At 66.3% G+C, this 14,555-nt stretch carries 13 protein-coding genes and 1 pseudogene; 9 read left to right on the top strand and 5 right to left on the bottom strand.

Annotation, left to right across the window (positions count from 1 at the left end):
* Positions 1 to 17: 17 nt before the first annotated feature.
* Positions 18 to 1,373, bottom strand: a complete 1,356-nt coding sequence (locus F3087_RS07420; protein WP_191093833.1) for a cytochrome P450 — start codon at positions 1,371 to 1,373, stop codon at positions 18 to 20.
* A gap of 429 nt (positions 1,374 to 1,802) precedes the next feature.
* On the opposite strand from F3087_RS07420, the gene F3087_RS07415 reads away from it, so the two are divergent.
* The 3 genes from F3087_RS07415 to F3087_RS07405 are packed head-to-tail and all read left to right on the top strand — an operon-like array spanning position 1,803 to position 6,563.
* A complete protein-coding gene (locus F3087_RS07415) occupies positions 1,803 to 3,110 on the top strand; it encodes a glutamine synthetase family protein (RefSeq protein WP_150401105.1) in 1,308 nt (435 codons plus the stop codon).
* A gap of 42 nt (positions 3,111 to 3,152) precedes the next feature.
* Positions 3,153 to 5,138, top strand: coding sequence for an asparagine synthase (glutamine-hydrolyzing) (gene asnB / locus F3087_RS07410; RefSeq protein WP_191093832.1), 1,986 nt, complete (start codon positions 3,153 to 3,155; stop codon positions 5,136 to 5,138).
* 27 nt (positions 5,139 to 5,165) lie between these two features.
* Positions 5,166 to 6,563 carry a pyridoxal phosphate-dependent decarboxylase family protein gene (locus F3087_RS07405; RefSeq protein WP_150401103.1) on the top strand — a complete coding sequence of 466 codons (1,398 nt, stop codon included), beginning with the start codon at positions 5,166 to 5,168 and terminating at the stop codon, positions 6,561 to 6,563.
* Between the two features lie 33 nt (positions 6,564 to 6,596).
* Here F3087_RS07405 and F3087_RS07400 read toward each other — a convergent pair whose 3' ends face one another.
* Positions 6,597 to 7,544, bottom strand: coding sequence for a GNAT family N-acetyltransferase (locus F3087_RS07400; RefSeq protein WP_150401102.1), 948 nt, complete (start codon positions 7,542 to 7,544; stop codon positions 6,597 to 6,599).
* Between the two features lie 353 nt (positions 7,545 to 7,897).
* On the opposite strand from F3087_RS07400, the gene F3087_RS07395 reads away from it, so the two are divergent.
* From F3087_RS07395 to F3087_RS07370, 6 genes are all read left to right on the top strand, one after another.
* Positions 7,898 to 8,518: an MspA family porin gene (locus F3087_RS07395; protein WP_263407199.1), complete on the top strand. Its 621-nt coding sequence runs from the start codon at positions 7,898 to 7,900 to the stop codon at positions 8,516 to 8,518.
* Positions 8,519 to 8,589: 71 nt separating this feature from the next.
* On the top strand, positions 8,590 to 8,847 hold the full coding sequence (locus F3087_RS07390) for a hypothetical protein (protein ID WP_150401101.1): 258 nt from the start codon (positions 8,590 to 8,592) through the stop codon (positions 8,845 to 8,847).
* Positions 8,848 to 9,329: 482 nt separating this feature from the next.
* Entirely contained in the window at positions 9,330 to 10,622 is a 1,293-nt protein-coding gene (locus F3087_RS07385; RefSeq protein WP_191093831.1) for a hypothetical protein, read from the top strand.
* Between the two features lie 18 nt (positions 10,623 to 10,640).
* On the top strand, positions 10,641 to 10,889 hold the full coding sequence (locus tag F3087_RS07380; RefSeq protein ID WP_150401099.1) for a hypothetical protein: 249 nt from the start codon (positions 10,641 to 10,643) through the stop codon (positions 10,887 to 10,889).
* Between the two features lie 4 nt (positions 10,890 to 10,893).
* On the top strand, positions 10,894 to 11,268 hold the full coding sequence (locus F3087_RS07375) for a hypothetical protein (protein ID WP_150401098.1): 375 nt from the start codon (positions 10,894 to 10,896) through the stop codon (positions 11,266 to 11,268).
* Positions 11,269 to 11,324: 56 nt separating this feature from the next.
* The gene (locus tag F3087_RS07370; RefSeq protein WP_150401097.1) at positions 11,325 to 11,855 is read left to right on the top strand and encodes a hypothetical protein; all 531 of its coding nucleotides are present in this window, start codon (positions 11,325 to 11,327) and stop codon (positions 11,853 to 11,855) included.
* A gap of 20 nt (positions 11,856 to 11,875) precedes the next feature.
* On the opposite strand, the pseudogene F3087_RS07365 reads toward F3087_RS07370, so the two are convergent.
* The 3 genes and pseudogenes from F3087_RS07365 to paaZ form a co-directional block, all read right to left on the bottom strand.
* A pseudogene (locus tag F3087_RS07365) lies at positions 11,876 to 12,127 on the bottom strand (hotdog fold thioesterase); the annotation flags it as partial.
* A gap of 41 nt (positions 12,128 to 12,168) precedes the next feature.
* Entirely contained in the window at positions 12,169 to 12,480 is a 312-nt protein-coding gene (locus F3087_RS07360; RefSeq protein WP_150401096.1) for an EthD family reductase, read from the bottom strand.
* Entirely contained in the window at positions 12,477 to 14,516 is a 2,040-nt protein-coding gene (paaZ, locus tag F3087_RS07355; protein WP_150401095.1) for a phenylacetic acid degradation bifunctional protein PaaZ, read from the bottom strand. Before paaZ ends, F3087_RS07360 begins: the two co-directional genes overlap by 4 nt.
* Positions 14,517 to 14,555 lie beyond the last annotated feature (39 nt).

Raw genomic sequence — 14,555 nt, 5'->3', positions numbered from 1 at the left:
GTCTGCGGGCCAGGCGCTCACTCGCCCTGCGGGGGAATCGTTCTGCGCCGCAGGATCATCGGGAGTCCGTCGCGCGGGCGGAGGGTCAGGGTGGGTTCGGGGACGATGCGGGCGCCGGGCGCGAGATCGAAGGTGTAGCGCTGGGTGAGCATGGCGAGGATGAGCTTGGCTTGCACGCGCGCGAATCCCAGTCCGATGCATTGGCGTTGGCCCGCGCCGAAGGGCAGGTACGCGAACCGCGGGCGGCTCGTTTGCTCGCCGGTGGCCGGGTAGATGAACGGCCGGTTCTCGGGCAGGAATCGGCGGGGATCGAAACCTTCGGGGTTGGGCCAGGATTTCGGATCGTGGTGCAGCAGGTAGGGCGCGACGGACACGGTCGCGCCGGCGGGTATGGTGTAGCCGCCGAGCACGTCGTCGGCGGCGGCCTGCCGTTCGATCAGCCAGGAGGGCGGGTAGAGCCGCATCGACTCCTCGATGACGGCCGAGGTCCAGGTCAGGTCGTCGAGGTCGGCCGGGGTGGGGCGGCGGCCGCCGAGGACGGTGTCGACCTCGGCGATGAGGCGCTCGCGAACCTCGGGGTGGTTCGACAGCAGCAGCAATGTCCACGCGAGTGAGTAGGCCGTGGTGTCGTGGCCGACGAGCAGGAAGGTGACCAGTTCGTCGCGGACTTGGCGCGGGCTCATTGCCGATGCGCCCGCCTCGTCGCGGGCGGCGAGCAGCAGCCCGAGCAGGTCGTGCCGGTCGTCCTGCGGGGTGTCCTGTCGTTCCCGGATGAGCCGGGCGACAACACCATCGAGCACACCGACCGCCGCGTCCAGCTTTCGCCAGCGTGGCGCTTGCAGGCGCAGCGCCAGATCCGGGGAGACGCCGGGGAGCCGGGCGGGCAGCCAGGTGAGCGGCGAGGTCATGGCTTTGCCTACGCAGCGCAGGATTTCGACGAGGGCCTCGTGCACGTGCGCGGCGTCGTCGGACAGATCGGTGCCGAACAGGGCGGGGCCGGTCACGTCCAGCGTCAAGGCGTTCATCGCGACGGACACGTCGAGTTGATCTCCGTCGGAACGGGTTTCCCAGCGCAGCAGGGTGCGGTCGGCGGCGGTGATCATGTATTCGACGAACCGGTCCAGTTGCCGTCGAGCGAAGAGCGGCTGCATGATTCGCCGTTGCCGGGCCCAGGAGTCGCCGCCGTTGGTCAGGAGTCCGTTGCCCAGCGCCATTGCCGCGACCTTGGCGTTCAGGGTCTTGACGTAGTTGCCCTGCCGCCCGACGAAGACGGCCTCGACGAGTTCAGGATCGTTGACGAGAAACAGCTTTTGTCCCGCGACCTCCAACCGGACGACGTCGCCATAACGCGCGATCAGATTCTGGAACGCCACACAAGGGTCCCGGCGCATTTCGGCCATTACCCGGAAGGCATCCCTGCCCGTCGGACCAGGGGCTTGCCGTGGCTCGGCTACGGCATCGACAATGGTTGAGGTGTCAGTCACGGTCTTCGCTTCCCATATGTCTAGCACGAAATGGGTTACTGGTGAGGAGTTTTGGATGTTACGTCGTTTTCACCAAGATCACCGGTGGATATCCGATTTGCAACCCCCCATCCGGGGCATGCCGGATCGCGGGCGGGCCTGCCAGACTGAACCCATGTGCGACGATGCCGGTAGGGACCTGCCACGCAGGTGGGATGCGTTGCACGCCAAGCCGGTTGCGCATCGCCCGCCGCGTCGCCCGGACCGCGCGTTCAAGCCGCCGCCCACCCGAACCAGTCGCGGAAACTAGTCGAGCCGCCGGGGGGCGAGAGGATTCAGATGGAAGCGGTTGAGCAATTCCTGAAAGAGCACTCGATCACCATGGTCGAGCTCGCCACGCCGGATATGACCGGCGCTATCCGCGGGAAGCGAATTCCGGTCGAATCGTTCGCGGCCAACGGGATGTCGAATGCGGTCGGCCTGTCCTCGGCGGTATTGGCCTGGGACTATCAGATGGACGTTATCGAGACCGCGGAGTACAGCTGGTCCAACGGATATCCCGACATCTTCCTGCGCCCCGATGTGTCGACGTTACGACTCGTGCCGTGGAAACCGAAGACCGCCTTGGTCTTTTGTGACATCGTCGACGCGGCCGGGAACCTCGCGGCGATCTCGCCACGGAATGTGTTGCGCCGGACGGTGACCGAGCTCGAGCAGGCCGGTCTCTCCCCCTATATCGCCATGGAGACCGAGTTCTACGCCGTCGACGGGCAGACGCTGCGCCCGCACGGCGATCGCAACCCGGTGTACAGCCTGCACGACAACTACTATCTCGAGCCGTTTCTCGATGAGGTCTGCGCCATGCTGCTCAGCGCCGACGTCGAGGTCGAGGCGTGTGGCGCCGAGTACGCGCCGGGGCAGGTCGAGATCAACCTGACGCCATCGGATCCGCTCACGGCGGCGGACAGCCTGCTGTTCTTCAGGTATGCGGTCAAGCAGCTGGCGCCGCGGCACGGATATCGCGCGACCTTCATGGCGAAGCCGTTCGGCGATCTGTCCGGCAGCGGCCTGCACATCCACCAGAGCATGTGGCGGGCGAAAGCTAATGCGTTCTGGGACAACGCCACTGGCTCACTGAGCAGCGTCGGCGAGAACTACGTCGCCGGCCTGCTGAAGTACGCGGCAGACCTGCAACTCGTGGCGGTCCCCACCCCCAACGGCTACAAGCGCGTCGCGGACCATTCGTTCGCGCCGACGAATCTCTCGTGGGGGCTCGACAACCGTTGTGCCGCAGTGCGTGTCCTCGTCCGCGACGCCAAGGGCACCCGCGTGGAGACGCGCATCGCCGCGGCCGACGCCAACCCCTATCTGCTCGCCGCAGGCCAGCTGACGGCGGGCCTGGCCGGCATCACCGAAGAGCTGAAACCGGCCCCACCTGCCGCGAATTCCTATATCTCAGCGGAGTATTCGCCCCTGCCCACGAACATCTGGGAGGCGGCGACCCGCTTCGGCGAGAGCGAATTCGCCAGGCGCGCACTCGGCGCGGCGACCGTGGAGAACCTGTGCCAGGTGGCGGCGAACGAGGCCGCGGCCGGCCAGCGAGAAGTGACCGAATGGGAGCGCAACAGGTATCTGGATTCGGTGTAGTTGATCTGTAGTCGGCAGGGATAGGAGACATTCGTGTGTGGCGTGGTCGGATTCATTGACAGCGGATTACGGAAAGATCAGCGACTGGATCTGGTTCGGCGGGGAATCCGGGCGATCGCCCATCGCGGCCCCGACGAGGTAGGCCTCTACGACAGCGCGGCGTTCACCCTCGGCACGGTCCGCCTCTCGGTCATCGACCCGAGGCTCGGCCAGCAACCCATGGTGACGCCGGACAATCGATACATCGCCGGCTTCAACGGCGAGATCTTCAACTACCTCGAACTGCGCAGCGAACTGGAAACCTACGGGATCCGGTTCAAGACGAACTCCGATACCGAGGTGCTGTTGCATTCGCTCGCGTACTGGGGACACGACGCGCTGCTGCGCCTGAACGGCCAGTTCGGTTTCGTCTTCTACGACAAATGGGAAGGGCAGCTGATCCTGGGCCGCGACCGTTTCGGCGAGCGCCCGCTCTTCTACACCGAGCAGGACGGCACCCTGTACTTCGCCTCCGAGATCAAAGGACTGTTCGCGTTCCCCCGCGTGCCGCGCGAACTCGCCGCGGACAAGGTGCGGCGCGCGATGCGGTACTGGAGCCCGGTCCCCGGCGAAACCTGCTTCACCGGCATCGACGCCATCCCGCCCGGTCATGTCCTGACGGTCCGCGACGGCAAAGCCGAGCTGTCGAAGTACTACCACGGCATCGCCCGGCAGCCCGCCGGGCCGGCGCCGAAGTCCTTCGAGGAGGCGAAAAGCGGTCTGCGGGATGTCATTCGGGAATCGATCCGGCTGCGCCTGCGCACGGACTACAAGCTGGGCACCTACATCAGCGGCGGCATCGATTCAGCGGTCGTCTCCTCGGTGATGAACGAGCTGATCGACGAGCCGCTCACCACGTTCTCCATCGACGCCGCGGACAGTCCGGTGGACGAGTGGCCGTATCAGAAGGCCATGGTGGACCAGCTGGGTAGCAGGCACGTCCGGATCCCGGTCACGCGCGCGCAGGTGCGCGAGCGGTTCCCGCACGTCGTGCGACAGTGCGAGCAGCCGCTGCACTTCACCGCCCCGGTGGCCTACGGCGTGCTGGCCGAACAGGTGGGGCTGGCCGGCGTGCGCGTCATCCTCGGCGGCGAAGGCGCGGACGAGCTGCTGGCCGGCTACGACATCGCCAAAGAGGCGACGATTCTCGAACGTTGTTTGCGGCAAGGGTCTTTCGCGGGCGCGGCCGAGGAACTCGCACCCACGCTGAACGACATGCGCTACAGCGACGCCACGAAGACCACCGCGATCTTCCAGTTCTACGCCGACCGCGCGAATCGCGATTTCATCCTCGGGGCGCATCTTCGGCGGTTCGAAACCGAACCCGTCGACCAGCTCATCGACGCCCCCGGCGACGTTTTCGACGATCACGCCGTGCTGCTGCGCCGGTTGCGCGCCGACTTCCCCGACTTCGATCAGCGATCCGCCGTCGATCGATCGATGCTGCTCGACATGCACACCTTCCTGATCGGCTACGGGATGACCTGCCTGGGCGACCGTGCCGGAACAGGCTTCGGCGTCGAAGGTCGTTATCCCTTCATGGATTTCAACGTCGTCGAGTATGCCGCGTCGCTCCCGACCGAGTGGAAGCTGAACGGGGCGCGCGAAAAGCACATCCTGCGTGAGGCTTACGCCGATCGGCTGCCGCGCGAGATCGTCGACCGGCCCAAGTTCGGCATGCGGGTGCCCGGTTCCGGAGCATTGCTGCCGGACGGCGACGACTGGGTGTCGGACGTGTTGGCTCCGTCCACCATTCGCCGGGTCGGCTTCCTGGTGCCGGAAGCGGTGGATCAGCTGGTGGAGAAGGCGAAATCGGCGACCTCGCGGATCCTGTATCCGTTCGGCGACGCCTACGTGCATCTGCTCAGCGTGCTGCTGATGGAGGAGTTCCTGATCCACGATTTCCAGGTACCCGATGTCGATATCGACCGAATCATGATGCGCAACATCGACGGTGATCTCGACCCCGTCGGTTCGGCCGCGCGCTGATCGACTGCTAGCCCCGAGAGGATCATCATGCTCCCTGTCGATTTGGTCGACGATGTGCGAGAGGTCGGGACGGCGGTTCTCGAAACCCTCGCGGCCCATGTCGAATCCGTGCGGACCGGTGCCGGTGAGGTCGTCTCCTCCGCCGACATCGATACCGTGGCCAAGCGGCTCGAGCTGAGCCGGTGGGTCGAGGAGGGCGGGATGACGCTGCCCGAATTGCTCTCCTTCGTCACCACATACAGCGATATCTCGGCCAGTCATCACCACCCCGGGTACATGGCGCATCAGATCGCGCCGTCGGATACGCCCGGCGTGGTCGCCGATATCTTGCAGGCGGTGACCAACAACATTCCGCTGGTATACGAACTCGCCCCGGCGGCCGCCGCGGTGGACCGGGCGGTGTGCCGGTGGATGCTGGACAATGTCGGCTGGGCCGAAACCGGTATCGGCGCAATGACGAACGGCGGATCGCTCGGGAACCTGACCGCGCTGCTCGCGGCTCGTTCGCACGCCGACGCTACCGCGTGGCGGGAGGGGAATTCCGGCGATCTCGTGGTGTTCGCGCCGGCGACCAGTCACTATTCGGTGCGGAAGGCCGCCGCGGTGATGGGGTTGGGTGAACGCGGGGTCTATACGCTCGCGACCGACGAACTGGGCCGCATCGATCCGGCCGGGCTCGCGCCCGCGCTCGCCGAGGTGCGCGCCCAGGGGCGGCGTCCGGTGGCCGTCGTGGCCAACGGATGTGCCACTGGGACAGGCTTATACGATCCGATCGCCGACGTCGCGGAGTTCTGCGAGAGCAACGATCTGTGGTTCCACGTCGACGGTGCGCACGGCGCCTCCGCACTGATCTCGCCGCGCCTGCGGGCCCTGCTCGCCGGCATCGAGCGAGCTGACTCGACAGTATGGGACGGGCACAAGATGCTGCGGACGTCGGCGTTGTGCACGGGCGTGTTGTTTCGCGAAAAGCACTATCTCAACACGATGTTCAAGCAGGACGCGAGTTACCTCTACCGGCCGGAGGCCGAAGAGGTGGATCCCGGGCAGTTCACCTTCGAAACGTCCAAATCGCCGCTGGGCCTGAAGATTCTGCTCACCCTCGCCTACCGCGGCGAAGCTTCCTTGCGCTCGTACGTCGAGCGGCAGTACGACCTCGCCAAGGATCTGTGGGCGCTCATCCAGGAGCGTCCCGATTTCAGCGCGCCCTATCAGCCGCACAGCAACATCCTCTGTTTCCGTTACGAGCCGTGGGGTGACCGGCAGCTCGAGCTGCGCGCTCGGCTCATCCAGGACGGGCGCTTCTATCTGTCGTCCTTCCAGCTGGGCGGGCGTCCCTACTTACGTGCGTCTCTGATGTCACCGAACACCGACCAGCAGATCTTGACCGAGCTGTTGGAGGTGATCGCGGAGGTCGCCGAGGCCTGACGATCACCCGAAACCGTTGGCCCGGAGGGGCCGTCAATTCACGGTCTTGATGAGTGGCGCGTCGCGGGTGAACTCCCGGAATCCGACGCCGTAGTACAGCTCACGCGCGGCGGGATAGCCCGGCGCACCCAGGCAGGCGACCGTCGCATGAGTGGCCCCGGCCGCCTGGGCCAGCCGCATGCCGTGCAGCAGCATCGCCCGCGCCAATCCCTGCCGTCGGTATGCCGGGTGCGTCCCGACCGGCTCGAACTCGACTGTCTTCTTCACGTCATCGAGCCACATGATCGTCGAAGACGCCATCGTCGAGTCCGGCGCTTCCACCAGCAGGTGCAGATCGTCCCGATACCCTGCCGTCTGCCGGATGCCCTGATAGCTCTCCGCCGTGTAAGTCGAAGGGGCCCAGGCGTCTACGTGCGCCTGGACGACCGCCGCCGCCTCGACCTCTGCCGCCGTGCGGAACCGAAATCCCCTCGGCAGCACCGGCTGTTCCACGTCCACGAGGTCCCGCTCGTTGAGTTGAGTCCAGGATCCGCTGTCACCGACCGAGGCCGGATCGGTCACGTATCCGTGCGCCGCCCACTGTTTCAAGCCGAACTCGTCGGCAGCGCTCGGTATCACCGTGCGCTCCAATCCCGCGGCCACCACGTCGTACCAGTCGATCACCTCGCCGACCAGCTCGGCGTGGTCCGGATGGACCTGATACATCAGGTAGGCGCCGGTGACGTCCTTCACCGACCCATCACTGCGCCGCACCTGATGCGGAAGCTGAGCCCACCCCCAGGCCACCAGATCCCCATCCGAGAACCACAATCGCCGCCACCAGCTCGCGCCCTCGGCGGCCTGCCCCTTACCCCAGATCCACGCCAGCTCCCCGAACGACGCGTCATCGTTCACCAACTCCGGACGACAGGCGGTAATCCGCTGCGCCAGACCCTGCATCAACCTCACGTCCGCCGCACTCACCGGCTCGCCGATCGTCACAGTCCCCCACTGTGGCACGCCCAGGCAAAGCCGTCGAACCATTTCCGACCTGCGGTAGCAGTCGCCTCCGCGGGGATCTCGTCCGCCAGATAACGAATATCGCGTGACGCACGCCACGAATCCGTAGTTGAAACCTCGACCACCGACTCCGGCCAGCGGACCTCAGGTGTCCAAACGGTGAACGAACGATCACGGCAGACACGAGCCGCAAACTACCGTTTGCTAATAGTTAGCTGATGCGTTTTCCTGTACGCAACGGAGAACCCCAGCAGGCAACTCCGCACAGAGACTCGACCCGGTAAAGGATGGATTCGATAATGAGGGTTGCGTTTCGACGCAGCGGAACCGCTGCAATGCTGTGCACCAGCGCGATAACAGCAGGATTGCTGTCCGCCGGACAGGGGACCGCATCAGCGGACACCGTCGCGGACAAAGCACGCGTGGTCGACACCGACGACGGCTGGACACTGACGGTCACCAAGACCGCCGAAACCCTCGACCGGTATCCGAACCTCGCCGCGACCATGTTCACCCGCGAAGGATTCGTCTCACTCAAAGCCATCGCCGAAATCTCCGGCAAAGGCAACAAACCCGTCAACGCCGCCGTCGTCAGCTTCGGCTACCAAATCGGCTGCCAGATCGACGTTTCCAGCGGACTGACCACCAGCCTCGGAGCATCCTTCGGCCCCAACGCATCCCTCAACATCTCCTACCCACCCAGCGTCAGCCTCGGCGTCAACGCCTCAGTCTCACCCAATGTTTCAACCACCCTGAAACCCGGCTCGATCGCCACCGTCGAATTCGGCAAGAAAGCCCTCGCCTCCGGACGCGCATCGATCGCCATGGACCAAGTCGAAGTGAAAGTCGACGCCTGCATGGGACCAGTCTCGCTGCGCTCCTTCGCCACCGCCACCATGTCCACCCCCACCGCGGACAACACCACCACCGCCTACGGCGACCCCATCTGGCTCTGACATCAACTCACACAACACCTTCCAACGCGGAGCCAACCGGTAGCAGGATTCCAGAAGGAGATCCGACAGCCATGACCACCGACCACGCCGCCAACTCCGCACCGGAACCGAACAAGGTCGCACTGGCGCCGATCGCCCTGCTGGCCGGACTGTTCCTGCTCATCGCCGCATTCGCCCACCTGGACCGGATGCCGGGCTGGGCCGACGACTACGGCGCGATCCTGGTCTACCTCGCCTTCTTCCTCTACATGTCCATCGCCGGCCGCCTCACCTGGTGGGGCATCGATACCCTCGCCGCGCTGGTGAAGGCCCGCCGGGGCAGCCGATGAGCCGCCCGAGAACCGTCCGGCTCGCCGCCGCCGCGACAGCCGCTGGCGCAGTCGGTATCAGCATCGGATTCGCTTCCTTCGCAACGCCTTCCGCTTCCGCAGTCCCCTGTGCCGAATGGCAGCAGATGCATCCGGGGTGGCCGTGCGTCGACACCCCCTCGATCCCGCCGGCGCCTCCACCAGGCCCGCCGACCACACCCCCGGCGTTGCCGACGCCCGCGCTTCCCGGCCAGCCGCCGAGCACCAGCGGCGGGGGAAGCCAGGCCGGCGCGCTCATTCCGCCACCGGTGGGTCTCGGCAACGGGACACCGATCGTTCCGGTCCCCGGCGCGGACAACCCCGTACTGCCGGGCAACCAGTCGCCGCAACCACCGCTTCCGCAGCCCACTGCTGAAATACCCTCGAGCGCAACGCCGCCGACCACGATTGCGGTCATCCCGTCTCCCATAGCTACCGAACATGCTTCTCCCCCAATGCCTTTGGTGAATCCGAACCCGACCGCGCCGGACAACGATCGCTCCGAACCGGTGAAAGATGGCGGCTCCGGCCGGATCCCCTTGCTGTTGCTGGCCGGCACAGCGGCCTTCCTCGCTCCGGCGGTACGATTCCGTCGCGGGGCCTCATCGCAGCAACTGACGATCGCCAAGCCGTGGGACGGCGGCGAACAGACATTCGTCCTCATGACCGACCCGGCCGCGCCCCGGGAATATCGCTTCCCGCAACAAGTTCCACCCGGTGGGCACCTGCGTACAAACCCCGACGGCTCCATCGATGTCCTCGCCGTCGACGGCAACATCGTGTCCCATACGAATCCGCCTTGGGCCTACGACGCTCCGGGCCGCCCAGTGCGCACCTGGTACGACACCGACGGCGACACCATCGTCCAGCACATCGAACCCGACGCCGACAACGTCTTCCCCATCCTGGCCGACCCCGATAGCTCGCCGTCCTGTTCGATCACCGACTACGGGAATGGTCAGACGAAGATCTCCATCGACAATCCCGACGGCAGCACCACAACCATCGCCGAGGACGGCAAGGGCAACACCAGCCGGAACACCACCACCAGCGGTACCAACTCGACAGGGGTGAGCCCCGAACAGCAAGCCGCCGATCAACTCGCCAGGGCACACGGCGACGTTCCCGACGACTACTCCGGGCACGTCCCCGTGCCCGCGAAACCGAACCCGCAATCGTCGCCGACAACCTCCGCGCAGGGATCGGGGTATCAGCCGACACCCAGTGAGCAGCAGGCCGCCGACCAATTGGCGAGGGCGCATGGCGATGTCCCCGATGGGTTCACCGGCCACGTTCCCGTCGCACCCCCGCCGGGTCGCTCCGGGGGCGGCGACGACGGGACCGCGTCCGCATTGAGCAACGGCAGCACGGCGATCGGCGGCGTCGGTGGAGCAGCGCAGGGCGCAGCCACCAAGACACCGCAGGGTAGTCATTGGGCGCCGGGCAGCGGGCCCGTCTTCACACCTGAGGAAGCGGCCCGCGCGGGCAAACTGGCCGGGCGCCTGTCCGGCGCGGCCAACGCGATGGAGCTCTTCTCCATGGGCATCGACCTGGCAGACGGTAAACCGGCTGGTGAAACGGTCGGCAAAAGCAGCGGCGCGATCGGTGGCGGCTGGGCCGGCGCATACGCTGGTGCAGCGATCGGCGGCGCCGTCGGCGGACCGGTCGGCGCGCTGATCGGTGGCGGAATCGGCGCCTTCGCAGGCTCTACGTATGGCGCGAAGGCAGGCAAATGGCTCGGAAGTCTCTTCGACTAGGAAGGTGAGTGATCGATCATGGAAATCCTCGCGGCCCTCACCGCGGTGATCGCTCTCGGGATCGCGGTGTTCTCTGCCGTCGACGCCGAGCGAGGCCACCCGCGCCGGGCCACCACCACGTTGATCATCGGGCTGGCGATCGGCACGACCGCGCTGTGTGTGCTGGCTCCGGGCGGCATTCGAGTAGGCATCGTGGCAGGCACTCTGGTGATGCTGGCGATCCAACTTGCGCCCGCCACATCGCCTTACCGCGTCGAGCGCGGCTAGCGCCATGCATGCGGTCCTGATCGCGGGGGCGGTCTTGATGGCCCTCGTCGTGCTGTTCGCGGTCAACGGCGGCGACGAACGCCCCTACAACGCCCGCCTGTACTGGAACTCGGCAGCATGCGCGGCGCTCCTCGCGGCCCCCATGATGGGAACTTTGCCCAGAGCCCTGGCCGCCACCTTCGGCATCACCTTCGCCACCATCGTCCTCGCCCTCCGCTCCACCCCCTTCCTCTCCCGCCGCCGCCCGGACGGCACCCGCAAAGTCGGCCACAACGACCTCAACTGGCCACCCCGCCTCCCCGGTCGCCCGATCCCCCGAGTGAACCGCTACGACAAACGGGCCCGCGAACAACGGCCCGCCGAAGACCAGAGCGGCTGAGCAGCCCCCACGATCACCGTCTCGGCAACGCGACTCGCGGTGGATAGGCTGCGCCGGTGACTTCGCAGGAAGACGAGTTCGCGGCCGCTATGGCTCGGGCGATCGCCGAAGACCTACGTGCATATCCGCGCGCGGGTGCGCTCGTTCGCGTCGTAGTGCGCTGGTTCGAGGAAGCCCGGCCGTCGTACTTCACGGTTCATGCACTCGGCGCGGACGAGCGAGCGGAGATCCCGCCGGAGGATGCCTGGTGTCCGCTCGAGTGGGAGAACCTCGACGACGAAACAGATCGAGGTATCCGGGTGGAGGAGCATCCCAGGGTGCAGCAGGCAGGCGAAGCCCTCGAAGCCATCTACCGAGCCGACCCGCCGGAACGCGATCACGACGACTACCGCCCCTCCCCCGCCATTTTCGAGGTAATCCGCCGCCTCCCCGACGAACTGCGCGCCGCCGGAATACCACTCGACCCCGAATTCAGCACATCGGCAGCCCATTTCGAAAGCCTGGGCGCACTAGCGGTACTCCAAGACCTCGCACCACCCCACCTCCTCGCCGCACTGAAAGCCCGCGGAGAGCTGCCGACCGACTAGACGCCCGCGGGCATCGAAGCTCACTGCGGGGCAGGGATTGTTCGGCTGTCGCCGCGGAATTCGGCGATTACCTGGTCGCCGGTGGTGACGGTTACGTCGTAGATTCCGTTGCGGCCGTAGCGGGCTCGTTCGACGGCGTCGGCGATGAGGATGTCGCCGGCTTTGGTGGGGCGGAGGAAGCGGATGTCGGCTCGGGCGGCTACCGCGGCGGTGGCGTGGGTGTTGCAGGCCAGGGCGAAGGTGGTGTCGGCGAGGGTGAAGACGTAGCCGCCGGCTTCGAACATCGCCTTGGCGGTGTGCAGGCCGGGCGCACTCACCTGACGGATTGTTCTTCCTGGGTGAACATGGTGACCCCGCCGGTGGCGAAGTTGCGCAGATCCCTGGCCGCGGCGACCATTTCGGGTGAGGACATGCCGGTTTTGAGTGCTTGCTCGTCGGCGAAGTACAGGCTGGCCACCGCATAGCAGGGCGGCTCGCCGTTATCCACCGAAGCTACTTTGCCCCAGGTGAATTCGGTCAGCCCGGGAACCGCGCGGGCGAGCGGGATGTGCACGGCGGTGTAGTGCTCGTCGAATTGCGCCGGGTTCTCGGGCTTGCCGTAGCAGACAGCAATGCGATAGGTCATGATTCCTCCGGTTTCGCCACTAGGGTCAGCACGTCGTAGGTCGCGACGGCTTCGTCGTTCTGATTGACAACCACTGCGTCCCAACGGACTTCGCCATAGGCGGCGCTCTGGCGCGGGGTGATCTGCTTCGCGGTCAGGGTCACGGTGAGCGAATCGTCGGCCTTCACCGGTGTCAGGAACCGCAGATTGTCGACGCCGAAATTCGCCAGCACCGGGCCGGGCGCCGGGTCGACGAACAGCCCTGCGGCAAGGGAGACAACGAGGTACCCGTGCGCCACGATCCCACCGAACAAGGGATTCGCCGCGGCCGCTTCCGGGTCGGTGTGCGCGTAGAACGTGTCACCGGTGAACTCGGCGAAGTGCTGGATATCGGCGCGACTCACCAGCCGCGGACCGCCGACGATGGTGTCGCCGAGCCGCAGCTCGCCCAGGTCCTTCCGGAACGGATGCACCTCGCCGGGGACGCGGTCTGCGCCCACCACCCACCTGTTCCCCACTGCGGTAAGCACATTCGGCGTCCCCTGTACCGCGGTGCGCTGCATGTGGTGCAGCACCCCGCGGATGCCGCCGAGCTCTTCACCACCACCCGCTCGACCGGGACCGCCGTGCACGAGCACGGCGAGCGGCGACCCGTGACCCGTCGATTCCCGGGCATCTTCGCTGTTGAGCACCAGAATTCGCCCGTGGTACGGAGCGAGCCCGAGCACGATCTCCCGGGCGATGGTGGAATCCTTGGTCACCACCGAGGCGACCAGACTCCCCTTCCCCCGGGCGACCAGTTCGATCAGATCGTCGGTGCCGTCATACCCGAGCACCGTCGACACCGGCCCGAACGCCTCGATCTCGTGCGGCTCGGTCGCCGCTTTGTCCCCGCCGCGCAGCAGGATCGGCGACATGAACGCCCCCGCCGCCGCGGAAGCCCCGACCACTTCCACCAATTCGGGGTCACCGAACACGATGGTCGCCGATTTGGTCAGTCCCCGAATAGATTTCACGACCTCGTCCCGCTGCTCGACGCTGGCCAGCGCCCCCATCGTGACACCCTCGGTATCCGGATCGCCGACGACAACCTTCGCCAACCGCGCCTTCGTCGCATCGATCACGTCGTCGACCATCGCCGCCGGCACGAACGCGCGCCGAATCGCGGTGCACTTCTGCCCCGCCTTGGCGGTCATCTCGGTGACGAGTTGCTTGATGTAGAGCTCGAATTCGGCATCGCCGGTCGTCACGTCCGCTCCGAGGACCGACGCGTTGAGCGAATCCGCCTCGGCGGTGAAGTGCACCCCCTCGCCGACAACGTTCGGATGCGCGCGCAGCGTGGCCGCGGTGTCCGCGGATCCGGTGAACGCGACCGAGTCCTGCCCACCGAGATGATCGAGCAACCCGCGAGCGCCGCCGCACAGCAGCTGCACCGAACCTTCGGGCAGCACACCGGATTCGATGATGCGCCGGAACACCAGCTCGGTCAGATACGCAGTTTGACTGGCGGGCTTGATGATCGAAGGCACACCGGCGATGAACGCGGGCGCGAGCTTCTCCAGGAACCCCCACACCGGGAAGTTGAATGCGTTGATCTGCACCGCGACCCCGCGCCGCGAGGTGTAGATGTGCTGACCGAAGAACGTGCCGTGCTTACCGAGCGGCTCGATCGCACCGTCGAGATACACAGTGTCGTTGGGCAATTCGCGCCGCGCCTTGCTCGCGTAACTGAGCACGGTGCCGATACCGCCGTCGATGTCGATGCCCGAGTCGCGTTTGGTCGCGCCGGTCAGCCGGGAAACCGCGTAGAACTCGTCCTTGCCCGCCAGCAGCGCTTGACCGAGTTGCTTCAGCCCGGCCGCCCGCTCGTGAAAGGTCAGCCGCGCCAGTGCGGGCCCACCCACGGTGCGCGCGTAATCGACCGCGCCGGCGAGATCCAGTCCGGTTGACGAGATCCGGGCCACCTCGACACTGTCGATCGCACTGAGCAGCGGCGTGCCCTCGTCCGCCGCGGCAAACCAGCGCCCCTGGACATAGCTCTCCAACAATCGGCTCACGAGGTCTCCGTCCCACCGTACGTTCGGTCGGTAATTACG

This window comes from Nocardia colli, from assembly GCF_008704205.1.
Taxonomy (GTDB): domain Bacteria; phylum Actinomycetota; class Actinomycetes; order Mycobacteriales; family Mycobacteriaceae; genus Nocardia; species Nocardia colli.
This window is presented reverse-complemented; position numbering and strand designations above follow the sequence as displayed.